The organism is Streptomyces sp. NPDC008079, assembly GCF_042957385.1.
Lineage (GTDB): Bacteria > Actinomycetota > Actinomycetes > Streptomycetales > Streptomycetaceae > Actinacidiphila.
On the sequence record NZ_JBIBIC010000001.1, the window covers coordinates 1,377,308 to 1,392,327 of the forward strand.

At 71.8% G+C, this 15,020-nt stretch carries 11 protein-coding genes; 4 read left to right on the forward strand and 7 right to left on the reverse strand.

Annotation, left to right across the window (positions count from 1 at the left end; all coding sequences use genetic code 11):
• Nucleotides 1–259 precede the first annotated feature (259 nt).
• Entirely contained in the window at nucleotides 260–1,756 is a 1,497-nt protein-coding gene (locus ACFZAM_RS06075) for a PAS domain-containing protein (protein WP_391043110.1), read from the forward strand.
• A 148-nt stretch (nucleotides 1,757–1,904) separates the two neighbouring features.
• Here the strand turns inward: ACFZAM_RS06075 and ACFZAM_RS06080 are convergent, their stop codons facing one another.
• Nucleotides 1,905–2,666: an SIS domain-containing protein gene (locus tag ACFZAM_RS06080; protein WP_355337455.1), complete on the reverse strand. Its 762-nt coding sequence runs from the start codon at nucleotides 2,664–2,666 to the stop codon at nucleotides 1,905–1,907.
• 124 nt (nucleotides 2,667–2,790) lie between these two features.
• On the opposite strand from ACFZAM_RS06080, the gene ACFZAM_RS06085 reads away from it, so the two are divergent.
• Both ACFZAM_RS06085 and ACFZAM_RS06090 read left to right on the forward strand, forming a co-directional pair.
• Nucleotides 2,791–3,483 (forward strand): metal-dependent transcriptional regulator, encoded by a 693-nt coding sequence (locus tag ACFZAM_RS06085; RefSeq protein ID WP_188279958.1) that lies wholly within the window; start codon nucleotides 2,791–2,793, stop codon nucleotides 3,481–3,483.
• A gap of 341 nt (nucleotides 3,484–3,824) precedes the next feature.
• Nucleotides 3,825–4,817, forward strand: coding sequence for an alpha/beta fold hydrolase (locus tag ACFZAM_RS06090; RefSeq protein WP_391043111.1), 993 nt, complete (start codon nucleotides 3,825–3,827; stop codon nucleotides 4,815–4,817).
• Between the two features lie 109 nt (nucleotides 4,818–4,926).
• On the opposite strand, the gene ACFZAM_RS06095 is transcribed toward ACFZAM_RS06090, so the two are convergent.
• The 5 genes from ACFZAM_RS06095 to ACFZAM_RS06115 all read right to left on the reverse strand — a co-directional run bounded on the left by ACFZAM_RS06095 (nucleotide 4,927) and on the right by ACFZAM_RS06115 (nucleotide 9,373).
• On the reverse strand, nucleotides 4,927–5,730 hold the full coding sequence (locus tag ACFZAM_RS06095; RefSeq protein WP_391043113.1) for a hypothetical protein: 804 nt from the start codon (nucleotides 5,728–5,730) through the stop codon (nucleotides 4,927–4,929).
• Nucleotides 5,727–6,614: a hypothetical protein gene (locus ACFZAM_RS06100; protein ID WP_391043114.1), complete on the reverse strand. Its 888-nt coding sequence runs from the start codon at nucleotides 6,612–6,614 to the stop codon at nucleotides 5,727–5,729. Before ACFZAM_RS06100 ends, ACFZAM_RS06095 begins: the two co-directional genes overlap by 4 nt.
• A 140-nt stretch (nucleotides 6,615–6,754) precedes the next feature.
• Nucleotides 6,755–7,636: a hypothetical protein gene (locus ACFZAM_RS06105; RefSeq protein WP_391043117.1), complete on the reverse strand. Its 882-nt coding sequence runs from the start codon at nucleotides 7,634–7,636 to the stop codon at nucleotides 6,755–6,757.
• Nucleotides 7,637–7,802: 166 nt separating this feature from the next.
• Nucleotides 7,803–9,146 carry a putative T7SS-secreted protein gene (locus tag ACFZAM_RS06110; protein ID WP_355337470.1) on the reverse strand — a complete coding sequence of 448 codons (1,344 nt, stop codon included), beginning with the start codon at nucleotides 9,144–9,146 and terminating at the stop codon, nucleotides 7,803–7,805.
• A gap of 5 nt (nucleotides 9,147–9,151) precedes the next feature.
• Nucleotides 9,152–9,373 (reverse strand): hypothetical protein, encoded by a 222-nt coding sequence (locus ACFZAM_RS06115; protein WP_317452509.1) that lies wholly within the window; start codon nucleotides 9,371–9,373, stop codon nucleotides 9,152–9,154.
• 287 nt (nucleotides 9,374–9,660) lie between these two features.
• Between ACFZAM_RS06115 and ACFZAM_RS06120 the strand changes: the two genes are divergently transcribed.
• Nucleotides 9,661–10,161 (forward strand): hypothetical protein, encoded by a 501-nt coding sequence (locus ACFZAM_RS06120; RefSeq protein ID WP_391043120.1) that lies wholly within the window; start codon nucleotides 9,661–9,663, stop codon nucleotides 10,159–10,161.
• 39 nt (nucleotides 10,162–10,200) lie between these two features.
• Here the strand turns inward: ACFZAM_RS06120 and ACFZAM_RS06125 are convergent, their stop codons facing one another.
• Nucleotides 10,201–14,739, reverse strand: a complete 4,539-nt coding sequence (locus ACFZAM_RS06125) for an FtsK/SpoIIIE domain-containing protein (RefSeq protein WP_391043123.1) — start codon at nucleotides 14,737–14,739, stop codon at nucleotides 10,201–10,203.
• Between the last annotated feature and the right edge of the window lie 281 nt (nucleotides 14,740–15,020).

Here is a 15,020-nt window from a genome sequence, read left to right on the forward strand (position 1 = left end):
CTGGAGCGCTGGTCCTGCTGGAACGCGAACGACCCGCGGGCTGCTCCCCGGAGCCAGGAGGCTCCGGGCACCGGCCGGACAAGTCCGACGAGCCCGCGGGTCGGGTGAACTGCGTGGGATTGGCGCGCTTCGCGCACGCCCAGTGCGCGGAGCTAGCCCGCAGCCACCTCACGTGTCCGAGTGCACTTCATGCGTCAGACCACCTCCCTTCGTGTGTCCCGCAACAGTAAGAAGCCGGCCGGAACCGCACAACCTATTTATGGAAATCTCGTGTGACGCAGCCCACACCAGAGTTCAATGTTGCGACGTGCAGCCTTTCGACGCGCAATCAAAGCCGCTCGATGACGGCGGCAGTGGCGACAACAGCGGTGGCGAAGTCCACGGGAGCCAGGGGGGTGGCGACGGCATTGCCCCGGACGGGGCCCATGACGGGCACGAGGGCGACGAGCACTTGCTCGCCGCGCTCCTCGACGGCATGGAAGCGGGCCTGTGCGCCTTCGACCGCCATGGCGTGATCACCCACTGGAACTCCGAAGCCGTCCGCATCCTGGGCTGGACCGCGCAGGACGCGATCGGGCGGCACGGATTCGCCGGCTGGGCGGCGCGTACGGCCGACGCCCGCGAGACCGAGGAACGCCTGCTCGGCGCCATGGACGGCCCCGGCCGCCAGGTGCACGAATTCGCGCTCGTCACCAAGGACGGCCGCCGGGTGCTCGTCCGCACCCAGTCGGCGGCCGTGCAGGGCGCCGACGGGCAGCCGAGCGGCGTCTATTGCGCCTTCTCCGAGGTGCACGCGCAGATCGACCTGGAACGGTCGATCGCTCTCAGCGAAGTGCTCTTCACCGACGCCTCATGGGGTGTGGTACTGATCGACGCCGATCTGCGCCCCGCCGTGGTCAACGCGCACGCCGCCCGCCTGCTGCGCACCGGCCGCGACTCGCTGCTCGGCAGGCCGCTGGGCGACCTGCTGGCCCAGGGCGTCGAGGAGTTGGAGAACGTACTCCAGCACGTGCTCTCCGAGGGCGCGCCGCCCGCCACCACCGACCTGTGGGTGACTGTGCGCGGCGACGAGACCGGCGGGCGCTACTGCTGGCGCAGCGGATTCGTCCGCCTCGGTTCGCCGCTGGGCGAGGAACCCGTACCGCTGGGCGTGGGCTGGCTCTTCCTGGACATCACCCGGCAGAAGGCGCTGGAGAAGGACGGGGCCCAGGTGCGGTTCCGCTACCAGCAGCTCCACCGCGCCGACCGCGCCGCCGCCGAGTGCGAGAGCGCCCTTGAGGCCGCGACCTTGCAGCTCGACTTCGCACTGGCCGGATTCGCCGACCACGCCCTGGTCGACATCACCGACGACGCGGGCCGCCTGATCCGGATCGCGGCGACCCCGGCGGGCGAGCCCGGTCCCGCCGACGCCACCGAGGACAACTCCATCCCGGTCGGCTACGACGTCGCCCACCCCGTCCTCCAGGCGCTGGAGCGGATCGGCACCGTACGCGCCAGCTTCGGCGCGCTGACGGCGGACGAACCGGCGACCGGTGAACGGATCGACGAGTGGGCGGCGGCCAGGCGCTGGCCCTCCGGGACCGTGCACGGGCTGGCCACGGTGCTGCGCAGCAGGGGCCGTACGGTCGGCGCGCTCACCTTCCTGCGCGGCTCGGGCCGCAGGCTCTTCGACCGGGCGGACGCGGCGTACGCGGAGGACGTCGCGGCGCGGGTCGCCATGGCGCTGGACCTGGCGGGGCTGACGGGGGACCGTTGAGCGCCGACGCCCCGCGCGGGGCGTCGGCGCCCGGTGGACGAAGGCCGGTGCGGGCGGGCCTGCGGCCGGTCGGTGCCGGAGCGCCGGTGCGGGCGGCCTGCTGCCGGTCGGTGATGCGGGAAGGCCGGTGCGGGCGGCCCGTCGCCGGTCAGTGCCGGAAGAAGATCCGCTCCCGGTACTCCTCGAAGATCCGGCCGTTCCAGTCGTGGCCGCCGTCCACGTTGCCCGAGCGCAGCATGGGCGGGGTGACGCCGCGGGCGGCGAGCCCGGTGGCGGCGGTCGCGACGACGGCCTGCATCAGGGCGCTGATGACGACCGTGGAGGCGGGGGCGAAGGGCGCGGGGATGGCGTCGTCGGTCAGCTCCGCGTCGCCGACCGCGATCTTGGAGTCGAGGACGATGTCGCAGTGGTCCTTGAGGAAGGTGCCCGAGGCGTGCCGGGAACGCGTCTCCTTGGCGTACGCGACCGAGGTGACGCCGATCACGGTGAGGCCCAGGGCGCGGGCGTTCTGCGCCATCTCGACCGGCAGCGCGTTGCGCCCGGACAAGGAGATCACGAACAGGACGTCGCCCGGCCGTACGGGGCTGGTGTCCAGGACGGCGCCCGCGAGGCCGTCGACCCGCTCCAGGGCGCTGCCCAAGGTGGCGGGCATCACGTCCACGCCGACGACGCCGGGAACAGCCAGTAGATTGATGAGGGCGAGGCCGCCCGCCCGGTAGACCACGTCCTGGGCGGGCAGCGAGGAGTGGCCGGCACCGAAGACGAAGACCCGCCCGTCCGCGGCGATGGCGTCGGCGACGGCGTCCGCGGCGGCCTGGATCCCGGCGGCCTCCTCGTCCCTGATCCGGTGCAGAAGGGTGATCGCGGCGTCGAAGTATCGGTCGGCCAGGGACTCGCGAGGCTCACTCATGCGGATCACCGTGCGGCCCCCGCGAGCCGGTGTCAAGAAAGGGCGACGACCGGATCGGGGACCGTTGTCGGCGCTATGGGTCAGAATTGGTTGAGGGCCACGCACGAACAAACGAGGGGCGCGCATGTCCGGATTGATCGACACGACGGAGATGTATCTCCGCACCATCCTGGAGCTGGAGGAGGAGGGTGTGGTCCCCATGCGCGCCCGAATCGCCGAGCGGCTCGACCAGAGCGGCCCGACGGTCTCCCAGACGGTGGCGCGGATGGAGCGCGACGGGCTGCTGCACGTCGCCAACGACCGGCATCTGGAGCTGACCGACGAGGGGCGCCGCACCGCCACCCGCGTGATGCGCAAGCACCGCATCGCCGAGTGCCTGCTGGTCGATGTGATCGGCCTGGAGTGGGAGCAGGTGCACGCGGAGGCGTGCCGCTGGGAGCACGTGATGAGCGAGGCGGTGGAGCGGCGCGTGCTCGAACTGCTGCGCCACCCGACCGAGTCGCCGTACGGGAACCCGATTCCCGGACTCGAGGAGCTGGGCGAGAAGGGCGAGGCCGATCCGTTCCTGGAGGACGGCATGGTCAGTCTCAACGAGCTGCAGCCGGGCGCCGCCGGGGCGAGCGTCGTGGTGCGCAGGATCGGTGAGCCGATCCAGACCGACGCGCAGGTGATGTACACGCTGCGGCGGGCCGGTGTGCAGCCGGGCGCCGTGGTCAGCGTCACGTCGTCGGCGGGCGGAGTGCTCGTCGGCAGCGGCGGCGAGGCGGCCGAACTGGACGCCGAGATCGCCTCGCACGTCTTCGTGGCCAAGCGGTAGCCCCACGGCTTCGTGCCTTCCTGAAGGGTGAGGGCCCCGGCGCCGCCGAACGGCGTCGGGGCCCTTCCTCCCCTTGTCCCTCCCCTTGGGACCCCCTCGAAGGACCCGGGACCCCGAGCCTCCCGAGTGCCTCCCGCGGCCCGCTTCCCCTGCGTGCCGCGCCCCGCAGAAGTCCTCCCCTCGGCCTGAGCGGCCAATCCTTGAGCGTTGTCACTCGAAAGAGCGGTGTTGGGCGCGGGACGAGCTTGTTCGAATAAAAGTTCGATAGCGTGGGGGTTCTGGACGAGCCGGCCGCGAGCGTGCGGCCGGACGGACGAGATCGACGGAAGGGGGTGGGGCACATGGCCGGCCACGCGACGCGGCAGGCGGCTCGGCACACGACGCGGCATACGACCCGGCGCACCGAGGTGATCGGGGCTGACGGGGCCCGGCTCGCAGCCTGGGACTACGCGGCCGAGGTGGATTCCGGGGCCGGTTCCGCTTCCCGTTCCGCTGGTGACTCCCCTTCCCGTTCCGGAGCCGGTCCCGGGCCCGGATCCGGTGCCCGGCGTCCCGGCGTGCTCCTCCTGCACGGCCTGCTCGGCCGCGCCTCGCACTGGGCGCCGACCGCCCGCCGTCTCTCCTCGCGCTACCGGGCCGTCGCCCTCGACCAGCGCGGCCACGGACGCAGCGCGAAGCCGGAGGGCCCGTACACCCCGGAGGCGTACGTGGCGGACGCCGTCGCCGCCGTCGAACAGCTCGACCTCGGCCCGGTCACCCTGGTCGGCCACTCCATGGGGGCGCTCACCGCCTGGCAGGTCGCCGCGAGCCGTCCCGACCTCGTGGCCGCGGTGGTCATCTGCGACATGCGCGCGGCGGCGCTCGGCGAGGCCGGGCAGCGCGAGTGGGAGGACTGGACGCGGTCCTGGCCGCTGCCCTTCGACACGCTCGCCGACGCGCGCCGGTGGTTCGGCGTGGAGGACCCGTGGGCCGATCCGCCGAATCCGGCCAGGGGCGACTTCTTCGCCGAGGTCATGGAGGAGCGGGGCGACGGCTGGCGCCCGCTCTACGCGCCCCGCCATCTGCTGCGCTCCCGCGACCCCTGGATACGTGACGCCCACTGGGACGAGCTGGCGCGGGTCGGCTGCCCCGCCCTCGTCGTCCGCGGTCTCGACGGCGAGCTGGGCCGCGCGGAGGCCCAGGAGATGGTCCGGGTGCTGCCCCGGGGCAGTTACGCGGAGATCCCGGACGCCGGTCACCTCGTCCCGTGGGACCAGCCCGACGCGTGGTGCGAGGCGGTCGAGGGCTTCCTGCGGGGCGCGCTGGCGGAGCCGCAGACTGCGGAGAGCCGCTGAGGCCGGGGCGTACGGGGGGCGTTCGTCCGGCGGCGGGTCGCGGGTGCCGGTGGGGAGGCAGTGGTGGCCGCCCGGCCTCCCTGCCGGTGGGGCAGGCGTCGGCGGTCGGTCAGGCGGAGGCGCGGGAGCCGTAGTCGGGGGAGGCCAGCCGACGCGGGTAGTAGCCGGGGTTCGGGCCCTCGGCGGGGCTGGCGGCGCCGGTCAGCCGGTAGCGCTCCCCGACGGCGGTGGCGCGCACGATCGTGAGGACGAGCAGGAGGAAGGCGCCGCCGACGAAGCCGGAGAGGACCGGTGAGCCGTCGGTGCGATCGCCGAACGCGGGGGCGGCGATGCCGGAGGGGTCCTGCGTCACGGTGACGTGCTTGCCGACCGACGCCCGGTCGCAGCGGATCTCCCGGTCGACCATGGCGCCGCTGTCCAGCCGGACCCGGCACGACTCCCAGGACGTACGCAGCGTCGTGCGGTTCGTGTACTCGGTGATCACACCGGTGGACACCTCACCGCGCGCCGCGAACAGCGCGCTGGAGACGGCGTAACCACCGACGAACATGCAGAAGAGCAGAAGGAGGAAACCGCACATGACCTGACCGATGGAGCCGTGCAGCCAGTACAGCGTCAGCACCATGGTGACCGAGGCGGTCACCACGATCAGGGCGACGCCCGCCACGGCGAAGGAGCCCGCGTAGGTGGCGTGCGACCAGCCGACCGCGACCGCGACGGTGGCGAGCACGGTGAACAGCAGAGTGACGGCGCAGCGTGCCCAGGCGGCGCCGCGGGTCGGGGAGCCGATCCGGCCTGCTTCCCACACGCGGGCGAATCCGGTGGGGGGTCCGGCCGCGAGTCCGGTGGGGGGTCCGGTGGGGGGTCCGGCCGCTTCCGGGTCCTGGGGCGTGCCGGGAAGCGGCGCCGTCATCGGTCGGCCTGCGGTGAGGTCGTGCCGGTGGCTGTGCCGGTGCCGGGGCCCGTGCCCGTGTCGGCGCCCGTGCTCGCGCCGGGGCCGGTCGGCGTCACGGTCTGGCCGTTCCCGTTTCTGTTCCCGCTTGCGGGTCCGTCCTCGGCCGCGGATGCCGTTGCGGTGCCGTCGCCGACGGTGCCGTCGTCGTCCGCGAAGCTGACGCTGCGCAGGATGGCCATCGTCAGCTCGCTGAATTCGCCCCAGTAGTTGACGGCCGCGGTGTCCAGGGTGAAGACCGCGGTGTAGGGGCCGGTGGGGAAGGGCACGTACACCTGCACCTGGCCCATCTGGAGCTTGACCTCTTCGCCGCTGGCGGTGAGTTCGGCGCCGATGACGTATTCGCGCAGGGTCACGCAGGAGACGGCGGGGCCGCAGGGCAGGTCGAGCCAGCGGGCGTCGTTGGTCTCCTCGCGGACCAGGATCTCCCGGATGCCGAGCGCGGCGACCTCGGGGGAGGGGTGGTCGGAGGCGATCGCGGCGACCGTGAAGGAGCAGTGGGCTATGCCCTCGTCGATGGAGAACAGGCCCATCGCGGAGTACGCGAGTCCCCGGTCGCCCATCGCCTCGCCGAGCGCCGCGTAGTACGGGGCGGCGGGCGTCCACAGGTCGTCGTTGCCCTCCGGGTACATCTCCCGTACGAACTCCTCGGCGAGCGCGGCGCGCTCCTCGGGGGTGGCCGCGATCGGCAGTCCGTGGAAGGACTCGGGGACGACGAAGGACAGCGGGGGGACGTCCGACATCTCGACGGCCTGGAGTTCGAGGCCGGTGTCGTCCGCCGCGGCTGTCGGGCCCGCCGCGGCGGGGGTTTCCGGGGTGGTGGCGTCCGGAGGGGGAGTCGTCATGGTGGTCTCGCCTAGAGGTTCTGGACGGCAGAGGTCGTCAAGGGGAGTCGGGGCCTTGGACAGCGGGGCGTTGGACGGCTGGGCTTCGGGCGGTGGGCTTCGGGCGGTGGGCTTCGGACGGCGGCCGAGGACCGTCGGGGTCAGAGGTCGCCGGGCTGCGGGCGGGCCGGTTCGCCGGACTCGCCCATGATGACGGAGTGGGTCTCGAACAGCCCCTTGCCGACTTTCGCCGGGACCTGGGACTCGACGAGGACGGCGCCGCTGGCCAGCCGGAAGGCGCGCGGCGGCTGCGCCGTGGCGGGCAGTTCGCCGACGAAACGGGCCAGCCGCTCGCGCTGTCCCGCGGTCAGTTCGGACTCGGGCAGCGGCTTGCGCCGCTCGGCCAGCACCCCGGCGAATTTGTCGGCCGCTCCGGTGGACAGCCGTACCCACGACCCGTCGGTGAAGGTGACGCGCACATCGTGCCCGCCCTCGCTGAACGCCAACTGCTCGGCGCCGCCCACCGACTCGCGGGGCGTCTCCCACAGGACGGTGGCGGACGCCGTGAGGTCGGGCCCGACGCCCAGCAGCAGGAAGCGGCGTTCGGTGACGACCGCGTCCACGCGGGTGCGCTCCGCGCTGCGCGCGGGGTCCAACTGCCACGGCACGGTACGCGCGACGGTCCCCGGCGCGGCCCACATCACCGGGAAGTCCTCGGACTCGTTCGCCGGGTCCTGCGGCGCCGACCGCGACGCCCCGCCGACCTGCACCGAGTTGCCGCCGGTCACCGCCTCGACGGCGACATGCAGCGCGGTCACGATGCCGCCGAGCAGCCCGCCGCCGACCCGGTCGACCTTCTGCGTGGTCTTGGAGTGCAGGGTGTACTCCGGCCCGGCAGGCCAGCCCGGCAGCTCCGCCTGGATGTCGCGCCGCTCGGTGTCCCGGAACCACCGCGAGCCCGCCACCGGATGCGCGTACCCGGTGGCGAAACGGATCGGCGTACGTACCAGCGTGGATTCGTCCTGATCCGGGAACCAGTCCATCGTCGTGCGCCTTTCGGTCGGCTCTGAGCGGAGTCGCTGTGCTGAGTCGCTGTGCTGAGTCACTGTGCTGAGTCACTGTGCGGAGTCACTGTCGACGTCGCCGTGGAGTCCTCGTGCGGCGGCCGTGCGGATACGACCGTACGCGGTCGCCGGTCGGCCCCGGTCGTCAGTTGGCGGTGGCCGCCCGGTCGAAGCGGTCGCCGAGGTGGACGGCCTCGCCGATGTGCTGCGGGATCGAGTAGAGCTTCGGCGCGAGCTTGAGCCCCACGTCGATGGAGCGGCCCACGTTGCCCATCGCGTCGATCGCCACCCGGCCGCCGGTGACCATCTTGATGCCCTTCGTACCGATCAACTGGCCACCGTGGTAAAGCTGCTCGGAAACCGTCTGCATACGATTGATGATCTTGCCGTCGGAGATGACCTGCCCGGCGGTCTTGAGACCGCCGAACTCCAGCGTCACGTTCTTGAACAGCTTTATCTGCTTGCCGCCGGCGATGAAATCGCCCGCTTTGCCGACGAAGTTCCGGCTGATGGTGGTGACTCCGCGGAATCCCTCGCCGAGTTCGGCGGCGCGGGTGGCGGCGATGGCTCCGTCGGCGACCTTGGCGCCCTTGGCGAAGGCGCCGATTCCGGGTATCGCGCCCAGCGCGTCGAAGCCGATGCTGATCCAGCTCACGTCGGCGCCCGCGGCCATGGCGATCAGGTGGGTGATCAGCGCGGCGGCGCTGGTGACGACGGCCGCGGCGGCGAAGATCGCGCCCAGCGGCTCGAAGGGCGCGGTGATGATGGCCAGCACGCCGAGGAGGCCGCTGAGGTCGCTGAGCAGGTCGCCGATGAGTTTGATCATGTCGGCGTGGTCCTTGACCCACTGGATCGTGTCGTTCCAGGCGTCCTCGATGCCGTGCACCATGCGGCTGAACAGGCCCGGCTTGTCCGGGGCGATGTCACCGGCCTTGTCCAGGTCGTGGCTGATCGCGTTGGCGGCGCTGGTGAAACGGTTGTGCAGCTCTTCCGCGCGGTGGCGCACGCCGTCCAGCGCGTTGTTCGCGTCGGTGACGGCCTGCTGCTTCTTCTTCGCGTCGGCCGCGGCAGCCGGGTCCGGGTCGGGGGACGCCTGAGGCTGCGGGTGCGGAACGCTGTTGTCCGTGGGGATGCCCGCCGCGGTCTTCGCGTGGTCGAGCGTGCCCTGCTTGGTGGCGGCCTCCCGCTCCAGCGTGTCAGCCTCCGCCTGGAAGCCGTGGAGCTGCTCGGCCCAGCGGCCCAGCGCGCTGGACGCGCGGCCGAAGGAGTCGTGCGCCTTCTTGATCAACGGGGTGACATCGCTGTCGATGTGAGAAATGAAGGCCCTGGCGGCCTCGCCCTTCCAGTAACCGCAGTCGAGCCGGCCCAGTTCGGAGACCGTGGTGCTCAACTCGGTGTGCACATCACCGATCTGCCGGGCCAGTGAGCGGGTGCGCTCAACGTCCCCGGGCGTGGGGTCGAAGCCCAGATGCGGAAAGCTGCGCGTCACGCCCGTCACTTCCCGCCGGTCTTGAGGGAGTTGGCGAGTTGCAGGTCGGCGTCGTCGAAGGTCTTGCCGATCTGGTCGATCATGTGGACCGCGGTGTCGGCGTGCTGGCCGATCTGCTTGATGCCGTAGTGCCAGTCGTCGGCGAAGTCGTGGACGTCGTCTATCAGCTTGGGCGCGCCGACCGACTCGCCGTTGGCATTGCCCATCGCCCGGCTCACCGTGTCCATTCGGTCCGCAATGGTGGAGAACGTCTTTCGCAAGTCCCCCATCACCGTCCCGTTGATCTGCAAGTCCCCCATGGAAAATCAACCCTTTCTCGGCATTACGTAAGATTCCGCGGGCCGCGTGCGGATCTCAGGGCCCCTACTCTATTAGGCGTATGCGGGCCGTCGATGGCCCACTGGTCACGGTCCTGTGGCAGTCGCGTGTGTGCGCCGATTCACCCACGCCTGCTTCGGGGACCTGCTGGTAGCTTGCCGACGCCGGGTCCAGACAGCGACATGGGGGAGTTCAGGTGCTTCGTCGTACGTCCACGGGAGCGGGAATCGCCGCGGTGGCGGTCGTCACCGCACTCGCTGTGAGCGGGTGCGGCAGTGGCGGCGGGAACGAGGCGAAGAAGGCGCCGCCCGCGAGCGCGAGCGCGTCCGCGACCGGCACTCCGGGCACGGCGGCGAGCATGTCGGCCGAGCCGGGCGCGTCGGGCAGTCCCACCGCCTCCTCCGTCGTCGGCGGCGACTCGACGCAGGGCGTCGAGGGCGTCTGGCTGGCGACGCAGGGCTCGACGAAGGTCCAACTCGTCCTCGGCAAGGGCAAGGCCGGGCTGACCAGCAGCCACCTGTGCGGCGGCACCTACACCGACCGCGACGGCCTCGGCCTGACGCTGACCTGCATGGACGGCGACAAGGAACGCACCTCCGGCCGCGGCGAACTGACCGGTGACGGCAAGACCCTCACCGTGCGCTGGACCGGTGGCCCGACCGACACCTTCTCCCGCACGGGACTGCCGAGCAGCTGACCGGCGGCCCGTCAGGCCGCCGGTCCCCACGGCGGTCGCTCAGGTGGTCAGCGGCACCGTCACCGTCAGCGGCTCACCGTCGCCGAGGTGGAGCAGAGCCCGGCCCGGCGTGACCTGCCCGCCGACGCTGCTGCGGCTCAGCCGAGTACCGATCAGTTCACCGCTCATGGTCTGCTGCGGCGAGAGCAGCACACCGCGGCGCGCCTTCTTGGCGTCGACCTGCCAGCCGGAGAAGCCCGAGCAGATATCCTCCTCGCCGCCCGCGATGACCACGGCCCGGCCGTGGTCGGAACCGCGGGCGATGATCTCCTTCAGCACATCCTTGGCGTCGCAGTCGCGCAGCAGCTCCGCGTCGTCGGCCATGACGACCACCGGGCCGCCCTCGGCCTCCTCCAGCGCCTTGCCCAGGTCGTCGGCGGGTATGTCGCTGTCGGTGTACATCCGCAACACCCCTTCGGCGCCCGCCAGTTCACGCAGCGGAGACGGGCGGGGAGCCGCGACGACCAGCTTCACGCCCTGTTGCTGGTAGCTGCGCGCGAGGGTGAGCAGCAGCGTCGAGCGGCCCGACTTGCCGGGGCCGCCGATGACGAACGCGGGCAGGCCGTCGGACAGGTTCGGCCCGTAGCCGGTGAGTTCGTCGCCGCCGACGCCGACGAGCGCCCACAGCGGATTGCGCGCCGCGTCGGTGTCGCGCATCTCCCACGCGTCGGCGAACGACAGCCGCGAGGGCAGCACGTCCACCCGGAACGGCCGCCGCGCCCTGGGCAGCGCCGCGTCCCGCTCGATGGCGGCGGCGCCGATCGCGGCCAGCGCCGCGGCCTGGCCCTGACCGGTGGAGTCGTCGGTGAGCAGCGCGACCTGCGTCTCGATACCGGACTCCGCCCGGTACGCGCGGCCCGGCTGGATCTCGTCCGGCACCTTGCGCGGATTGACCGAGATCAGCGAGAAGTCCGAGCGGTCCGCGAGCCGGAAGGCGATCTTGTCCTCGGTGAGCGTGGAGATCCGGCCCGCCATCAACGTGCGGTCACCGGTGATGATCAGGTGGATGCCGACCGAGGCGCCCTCCCGCAGGAACATGAACAGCTCGTCGCTGAGCGCCCCGTGGTCCAGCTCGCCGAGCGAGGGCGTCCAGCCCTCCCAGCGGTCGAGCAGGATCACGATGTGCGGCAGCCGCTCCTCCTCGGTGGTCACCGCCGCGCGCTGCTCGCCGATGTCCGCGAACCCGTCACCGGCCAGTAGCTCCTGACGGCGCGTCATCTCCGCCTTGAGCCGCCCGATCAGCCGGATCGCCCGCTCCGACTGCGCACGGCCCACGACCGCGCCGCAGTGCGGAAGCTTCGTCAGCGCGTTCAGCGCGCCGTTGCCGCAGTCGATGCCGTACAGGTGCAGATCCGCGGTGGAGTGCGTACGGGCCAGCGAGCCCGCGATCGTCCGCAGGAGCTGGGAGCGGCCGGAGCGCGGGGCGCCCGCCGCCAACAGGTGGCCGAAGGTGTGGAAGTCGATGGCCACCGGGCGCCGGGCCTGGAGCGCGGGCAGGTCCTCGATGCCGTACGCAGCGGGCGGCAGCGCCCCCGCGGCGACCGGCGTCGGCAACTCGTCCAGCAGCAGACTGTCGGGCAGCGCGGGCAGCCACGGGCTGTGCTGCGGCGGGATCGCCATCCGCTCGTTGGCCTCGCAGATCGCCTCGACGAGCACCTTCAGGTCGGTGATCTCGTCCTCCTCGCCCTTGGCGCCCGCGGGGCGGCGGGGGGCCGAACGGCCGAGCTGCGACCAGTCGACGATGCCCACCCAGGGCGCCACCGTCACGTTCTCGACCGCGCCCGGCCGCCGTCCGCCGACCCGGCCGGACTGGAAGGGGACCAGCGAGGTCGCGCCGAGCCGCACATAGGCGCGGCCCGGAGTGGACTTGGAGATGTTGCCCGCGTCCGGGGCGTCGATGACGTCGGAGGACTCGCTGCCGTCGGTGACGCGCAGCGCTATCCGCAGGTTGGTGTTGGCCCGGATCTCCGGCGAGACGACACCGCTCGGCCGCTGCGTGGCGAGGATGAGGTGGATGCCCAGCGAACGGCCTCGCTGGGCGATGTTGACCAGACCGGTGACGAAGTCGGGCAGCTCACGGACCATCGAGGCGAACTCGTCGATCACGATCAGCAGCCGCGGCATCGGCTTCAGCTCGGGCTGGCGCCGCATCAGGTCGGTGTAGTCCTCGATGTCCTTGGCCCCGGCCTCGGCCAGGATGTGCTCGCGCCGCTTCAGCTCCGCGCCGAGCGACTCCAGCGCGCGCTCCACCAGGTGGGCGTCGAGGTCGGTCACCATGCCGACGGTGTGCGGGAGTTGCACACAGTCCTTGAACGCCGAGCCGCCCTTGTAGTCGATGAGCACGAACGTCATCGCCTCGGGGGTGTTCGCCACCGCGAGCGAGGCCACGATGGTCTGCAACAGCTCCGACTTACCCGAACCGGTCGTACCCGCGATCAGGCCGTGCGGCCCGTCCTTGCGGATGTCGATAGCGAACGGACCGTCGTAGGACTCGCCGACCACCGCCTGGGTGGAGATCGGGCTCAGCCGCCAGCGCGAGGCGATGGCGTCGGCCGTCGGCGGCTCGATCTCCAGGACGTCCAACAGGCGGCTGGCGGACGGGATCGCGGAGTCCTCGGCGTCGCCGCTGATGTCCCGGATCGGCGACAGGCAGCGGGCCAGCCGGGAGCACCAGGCGGGCGAGACGAGGTCGGGCCGCACCTTGCGGATGCGTGCCACCCCCGCCTGCTCGACGCGCAACCGGAAGGCGCCGGAGGCCGGTTCCGCCGCCACCGCCTGGGCCTGCTGCGCGCCCGCGTACCAGGCGTTCACCGAGGGAAAGCCGCCCTGCCGGGGCGCGGCCGCCGCGGCGGTCTCCGGAACGGAAGCGACGGTCGCGTCCACGGCGGGCGCCTCGAACTCCGCAATCACCACGGCCTGGCACTCGCCGGGCAGGAAGCGCTCCTCGGAGTCCAGACAGATGGCGAACATCCCGACACCGGGGCCCTCGCGCAGCAGTTGCACCACGCCGGGCAGCGACCGCATCCGCCGCGACCCGTCGAGGATGACCACGATGTCCGGGTCCTTGAAGAAGGCCGCGTGATTGGCCGCGCTGCCCGCCTTCTGCTTCGCCTTCTGCCGTCCGTCCAGAATGGAGGTCAACTCAGCGACCCGCGCCGCGACCGTCTCGGCGTCCGTGCCCAGCAGCGCGCTGGCGTCCTGCCCGTCGGTCGGCCGCGAGTGCGGCAGCCACCGCACCCAGTCCCAACTCTGCTGCCCCGACTGCTCGGTGAGCACATAGAACTGCACATCCATCGGGCTGCTCAGCGTCGCCATCTGCGCCACCGCCCAACGGCCCATCGCCCGCGCGTCGTCGCCGGGCGCCGCGAAACCGATCACGCCGAGCCTGCGCAACTCCACCGCGACCGGGGCGTCGTCGATCTCCCAGTTGACCTTGCGGCGGTGCTCCTCCTGCTCCGGGTCGTCCAGGATCACCTCGGACGGCAGCTTCGCCGTGCCGACCCTGATCAGCAGGTGGTCGGCGTCGCCGCGCCGCCGCTCCCACAGCCGGGTGCGCGGCCCCGTCGCGGTGTTGAGCACGGTCGCCGGGTCGGGCGAGGCCGCGGCCCGGTCCTTGCGTTCGAGGTCGAGCGCCTTGTTGGCGTCCTGCTCGATGCGTTCCTTGCGCTCGCGGAACTCGGTGACCGTCTTCGCGTACGACTTGCGGCCGTTCTTCTTGTCCATGAAGTGGTTGCCGACCATGACCATCGGGCTGACGACCGCCATGAACAGGTACATCATGCGGTGCATCATGAAGGCCATCATCACGGCCATGAGCAGCGGCATGACCGCCATCAGCCACGGCAGCGGCCGTCCGGCCGGCTCTTTCGGCGGGGTCGGCAGCCGGAAGACGGTGGTCCGCTCGGGCGGTGACAGCCGCGGCGGACGGTTGTAGTCGTAGGTCGCCCCGTCCTCGCCGGGATGCAGCGCCGCGTTCGGCGGGATATAGGGGCCAAGCTCCAGAAGGCTGTTGCCGAGGGAGAGCTGGTCGCCGAGCGGCCATTCCTTCGTGTCGCCGCCGACCGTGACTTGGCACGTGCCGCCCATGCCCACGGTCAGCACCGCGGCGCGCTCCGCCAACTCCGAGTCGTCGATGCGGATCCGGGACGAGGCACCGCGCCCGATCTCCACCTTGCCGATGCCCAGACGGTGGACCGCGCCCGCGTCCGGGCCGCCCGCGACCCGCAGTTCGACCACACCGGCGGGCTCGCCCGGCAGGCAGCCCGCCGGGTCGTAGAGGCTGACCACCGCGCCCTCGCGCAGCGGTGACTGGGCCACCGACCAACTCGGGTCCACCGCGTACCCGTCCACGTACACCGCGGGCGAGCCGGGCGCGCGCGAGGGGCCGCCGGAGATCGAGATGATCTCCGCGCCGCCTGCGCCGACTTTCCGTCCGAGCTCGCGCGCGACATCCGCGACGGTCGACGCGGACTCGGTCTCCACCACAACATCGGCGCGGTCCCCGCCGAGCGGGTCGACCACGGTCAACGACAGACGCACGACGTTCCTCGTTCCCCCGGATTCGACTTGGTTTCTCAGGACGATATCCGCTGGAGGCCGGTCGTGGGGCCTCAGGTGCCGGGCCTGTGGATAACCTGCACCGGTTTATCCACAGGCCGGGAACAGGGCTGGACACGGCCCCCGTCGCGGGTGGGACAGTGGTCCTCAGGCCGGAGGGAAGAGGGGTGGACGGGGCGGGTGGGGTAGCGTGCGGCCCGAGCGTGGGCATGTCACGGAAGCCGTTCCGTTCTGTTGCAAGGCTGTGAGTCGCTTGTCACGGG